Here is a 4,407-nt window from a genome sequence, read left to right as displayed (position 1 = left end):
TGTTTTGTATTTTACCATGCTGTGGCTAGATTGTGAACCTTCTTTTTTGCTGTTACCCCGATTTATTGAGCGGATACGCAAAATCTATGAGTGTTAAAGAACTTGAAACAGCAATTATGAACTTGTCAGTTAAGGAACTATCCGAACTAACGGCTTGGCTGATAGAGTATCACCAACAAGTCTGGGATCGGCAAATTGAAGACGATGTTGATCTGTAAATCCTGTGTCTACTACAAACTCGATAGATAAGTCTGGACGATTTGGGAAACGAAATTGCACAGCAACAGTGGGGTGTCCGTCATTTACAATACCAGAAATCACTTGCTAACACGCTCCATAACACCGCCTAGGGAAGCCGCAACATTGTATCCGATTCGGATACCAAAAAGCCTAGGGTTTGGATGCTTTTTGCTGAGGTTCCGCGCTGCTTGCAAGCCATTTTTGTCAACTTCATACTCACCTGTCTCAATGTCGATAATCACCATTTTACCAATATTGTTTTCTGACTCTACTTTTTCACGGATGGTGCTTTCATAAAGTTGCTTCGCAAGCTTTCCGACTTCTTCGTGACTTAATAGGATTGTTTGCATAAATAACTTCCTAGCACTACTTTGCCTTCTAGAACTTTCTTCATTATATCTTAAGGATGGGTAGATAAAAGAAAAAGGCGGCTGACAGCCACCTTTTTTGTTGTTTCTATTCAATTAGTTTACCCAGCCAGTGGGGAGTTAACCTCTGGGATACCACAAGCGCTGCAAAATATTAGTTTCCATTCAATTAGTTTCCATACAAAACAGATCCCGCAATTGCTTTCCTTCGGATCGCTACGCTAACGGGCCTCGCAATGACAGACAATAGCTGGTGCCGATCGACTAAGCTACATCTTGGAGAGCCGATCGCGAATTGTTCGGAGATTTTTTGACAACGCTCATGCTGCCGTCGGTTTCCAGCACGACTGCTTCGATTTCTTCGATCGACGCGCAGCCCGTCCCCCGAATCGCCGCCCGAATTTCCGATTCACTCACGCGCTGCTGCCGCATCGCCACAGGCAGAAATTGGCCTTGGTTGAGCAGCATAGTAGGTTCGGCTTTGATCAGATTTTTTACCCACTTTACCCGCACGGCAAGCCACGTGACGATGAATTGCAGCCCGATGAGTAAGCCGAGGGCGACAACGCCCTCGACGAGCGAAACGTCTTTTGACATGACGATAGTCGCCAGCGTCGAACCGAGCGCGATGGTAACGATGAAATCGAAGGCATTCCACTTCGACAGAGTTCGCTTGCCGGAGACTCGCAGCAAAAAAATCAGCACGACGTAAGCGGAAACGCCGATCGTCAAAATCCGAATCAATTCAAACCAATTGTCAAAAAACATATTTTTATTTTGCCGTCCTGATTTTGGGCGCTTTGCTGCTGCAAAGAGTGCTAGATGCTTTGTCTGCTTGATGTCGGCGTCGCGCATTCTGTTAGTTTCGATTGTCATTGTAACAGAAGGGTCGAGGTGAAAATTCATTCCTTAGCAATAGTTTCAGCTATTAAGGATGCCTTGACCAAAGCACAGGGGATTTAAGCCCCCACCTTTAGGTGGATTGTTTTTAGACAGGGGATTTAAGCCCAGCCTAAAAACTTCACTGTCAACTGTCAACTGTCAACTGTCAACTGTTAACGTGCCAGAAGGTTGCTATCGAACTCAGGCGATTGCCTCATCTCCATCCCCGCCGATCGCCGAATTTTCGATCAAAAAGGACGATCGCACAATGGTAAGCTACCAAAGGCATTGAAATATCTAAGTCAGAGAAAAGTTAAAATGTCGGTATTAAACGAAGTTCCCTTACTGTTGCGGGCAGCCCGCGGCGAAACCCTAGACCGCCCGCCCGTGTGGATGATGCGCCAAGCCGGTCGCTACATGAAGGCCTATCGAGATTTGCGAGAAAAGTATCCCTCGTTTCGCGAACGTTCCGAAATTCCCGAAGTTGCGATCGAAGTTTCCCTTCAGCCGTGGCGCGCGTTTCAACCCGACGGCGTAATTCTGTTTTCCGATATCGTCACCCCAATGCCCGGTTTGGGCATCGACATGGACATCGCCGAAGGCAAAGGCCCGATTATCCACGAACCCATCCGCACTCAAGAGCAAATCGACAACCTGCAACCGCTGAACCCGGAAGAAAGCTTGCCGTTTATCAAAACAATTCTCCAATCCCTGCGCGCGGAAGTAGGCAACAAATCCACGGTGCTCGGTTTTGTCGGCGCGCCCTGGACGCTGGCGGCCTATGCCGTTGAGGGTAAAGGTTCTAAGTATTATGCCATCATCAAAAACATGGCATTTTCCGATCCAACTTTACTGCATCAGTTGCTGTCAAAATTCGCCGATGCGATCGCAGTTTATATGCGCTATCAAATCGACTGCGGCGCGCAAGTAGTCCAAATGTTCGACTCCTGGGCCGGCCAAATGTCCCCGCAGGACTACGAAACATTCGCTTTACCATACCAAAAACAGGTATTTGAGCAAGTCAAAAAAACCCATCCCGACACCCCGCTAATTCTCTTAGTCAGCGGTAGTGGCGGCCTCCTCGAACGCATGACAAAATCCGGCGCGGATATCATCAGCGTCGATTGGACGGTTGATATGGCCGACGCCCGCCGACGTTTGGGCCCCAACATGAACGTTCAGGGAAATCTCGATCCCGGCGTGTTGTTTGGTTCTCAAGCGTTTATTCGCGATCGAATTCTTGATACAATTCGCAAAGCGGGCCCGCGCGGACACATCCTCAATTTAGGACACGGCGTATTACCGGGAACCCCCGAAGACAACGTGCGTTTCTTCTTTGAAACCGCCAAACAAGCCGACAAATTGCTCGCAGTTACTGCTTAAATTGCGATTTGATTGCGATATTTGTAGGGACACGGCAATGCCGTCTCCCTACCGTCGAAACAACACACAATATTTGTAGGGACACGGCATTGCCGTCTCCTTCCGTGCCAACAACACATAATATTTGTGGACAAAACACACAATATTTGTAGGGACACGGCATTGCCGTCTCCTTCCGTGCCAACAACACATAATATTTGTGGACAAAACACACAATATTTGTAGGGACACGGCATTGCCGTCTCCTTCCGTGCCAACAACACACAATATTTGTGGACAAAACACACAATATTTGTAAGAAAGAGGACACGGCAGTGCCGTTTCCCTACCGTGGAAAGAGGACACGGCAGTGCCGTTTCCCTACCATAAAAAACGCTCATTTCTCCCCTCTTCCCCTCCGGCAAAATGAACCCCAAAAAAATTTTTGTGACGGGTGCAAGTGGCTGTATCGGTCACTACATGGCCGAAACCTTGATTCAACAGACAAACCACGAACTTTACCTATTAGTTCGCAACCCCGATAAGCTAAAATTTGACTGGAAAGCCCGCCCCGGCATCAATATTATAGAAGGCGACATGAAAGATATCGATCGCCATGCCGAACTTCTGCAAACAATAGACGTAGCAATTTTAGCCGCCACAGCTTGGGGAGGAACCCAAGAAGTTTTTGATGTCAACGTCACCAAAACCCTGCGCCTAATTCAACTACTTTCGCCCCAGACTTGCCAACAAGTAATATACTTTTCAACAGCCAGCATCCTCGGTAGAGACAACAACTTGCTCAAAGAAGCCGGGGAACTGGGAACAGATTATGTTCGATCCAAATACGATTGCATGACGCAATTATCGACCTTGACAAATGTGCCTCCGATTACCGCACTTTACCCAACCTTAGTATTGGGAGGAGATGCAGAAAAACCCGTTTCTCACCTATCATCCGGTTTGCCACTTGTCGCCAAATGGATAGGTTTGATTCGCTGGTTTAAGGCAGATGGCAGCTTTCACTTCATCCACGGCGCAGATATTGCCACAGTCGTTAATTACTTAGTAGAACATCCCCCAGCTTCCGAGGAAACGCGACATTTTGTGCTAGGAAATCCGGCGATTACCGCGAACCAAGTTGTCGAACAAGCTTGCAAATATTTGCATAAACAGATATTTTTTCGGATCACTCTGTCAGCTTGGCTAGCCGATTTCTTTATCTGGCTGTTCCGAATTCAGATGGCTGCTTGGGACAGATTTTGTATCAGCTACCGCCATTTTACCTATCAAAATCTTGTCAATCCCGAAAGCGTTGGACTGCCGAGTTATTGCGCCACAGTTGCTGATATGTTAAGAACTAGCGGGATTCCCGATAAAAATGCAAAGTAGCGCGTACACTCCGCACCAATAATCGGACGATGCTCTGAGCAACGTCCCACAAGAAAGATTGTGGGACTTTGCTCAGAGCATCGTCCCTAATTAGGGCTTGCTGAATAATCGAGCACATATTGCCTCGTCTGAGTTTCGATACTGCGATCGAGAATAAAGTGCA

At 47.5% G+C, this 4,407-nt stretch carries 6 protein-coding genes; 3 read left to right on the top strand and 3 right to left on the bottom strand.

The annotated features are described in order from the left end of the window. The first annotated feature begins 86 nt into the window (after nucleotides 1-86). Nucleotides 87-218, top strand: a complete 132-nt coding sequence (locus QUB52_RS28705; protein ID WP_332975629.1) for a hypothetical protein — start codon at nucleotides 87-89, stop codon at nucleotides 216-218. 99 nt (nucleotides 219-317) lie between these two features. Here the strand turns inward: QUB52_RS28705 and QUB52_RS28700 are convergent, their stop codons facing one another. Next, a complete protein-coding gene (locus QUB52_RS28700; protein WP_442923238.1) occupies nucleotides 318-704 on the bottom strand; it encodes a hypothetical protein in 387 nt (128 codons plus the stop codon). A gap of 168 nt (nucleotides 705-872) precedes the next feature. Next, nucleotides 873-1,514, bottom strand: a complete 642-nt coding sequence (locus tag QUB52_RS28695) for a DUF421 domain-containing protein (RefSeq protein WP_332966667.1) — start codon at nucleotides 1,512-1,514, stop codon at nucleotides 873-875. A 294-nt stretch (nucleotides 1,515-1,808) separates the two neighbouring features. Here QUB52_RS28695 and hemE point away from each other — a divergent pair, with 294 nt between their 5' ends. Further along, entirely contained in the window at nucleotides 1,809-2,873 is a 1,065-nt protein-coding gene (gene hemE / locus QUB52_RS28690) for a uroporphyrinogen decarboxylase (protein WP_332966668.1), read from the top strand. A gap of 405 nt (nucleotides 2,874-3,278) precedes the next feature. Beyond that, complete coding sequence (locus tag QUB52_RS28685) at nucleotides 3,279-4,244, top strand: NAD-dependent epimerase/dehydratase family protein (protein ID WP_332975628.1); 966 nt, start codon at nucleotides 3,279-3,281, stop codon at nucleotides 4,242-4,244. On the opposite strand, the gene QUB52_RS28680 is transcribed toward QUB52_RS28685, so the two are convergent. Further along, nucleotides 4,213-4,407: hypothetical protein (locus QUB52_RS28680; RefSeq protein WP_332975627.1), on the bottom strand; the 195-nt coding region annotated here is incomplete at its 5' end. The genes QUB52_RS28685 and QUB52_RS28680 overlap by 32 nt on opposite strands.

It is taken from the genome of Microcoleus sp. A6-C6, from assembly GCF_036705955.1.
Lineage (GTDB): Bacteria > Cyanobacteriota > Cyanobacteriia > Cyanobacteriales > Microcoleaceae > Microcoleus.
Note: the sequence above shows the minus strand (reverse complement) of the source record. Positions and strands in the feature narration are given on the sequence as shown.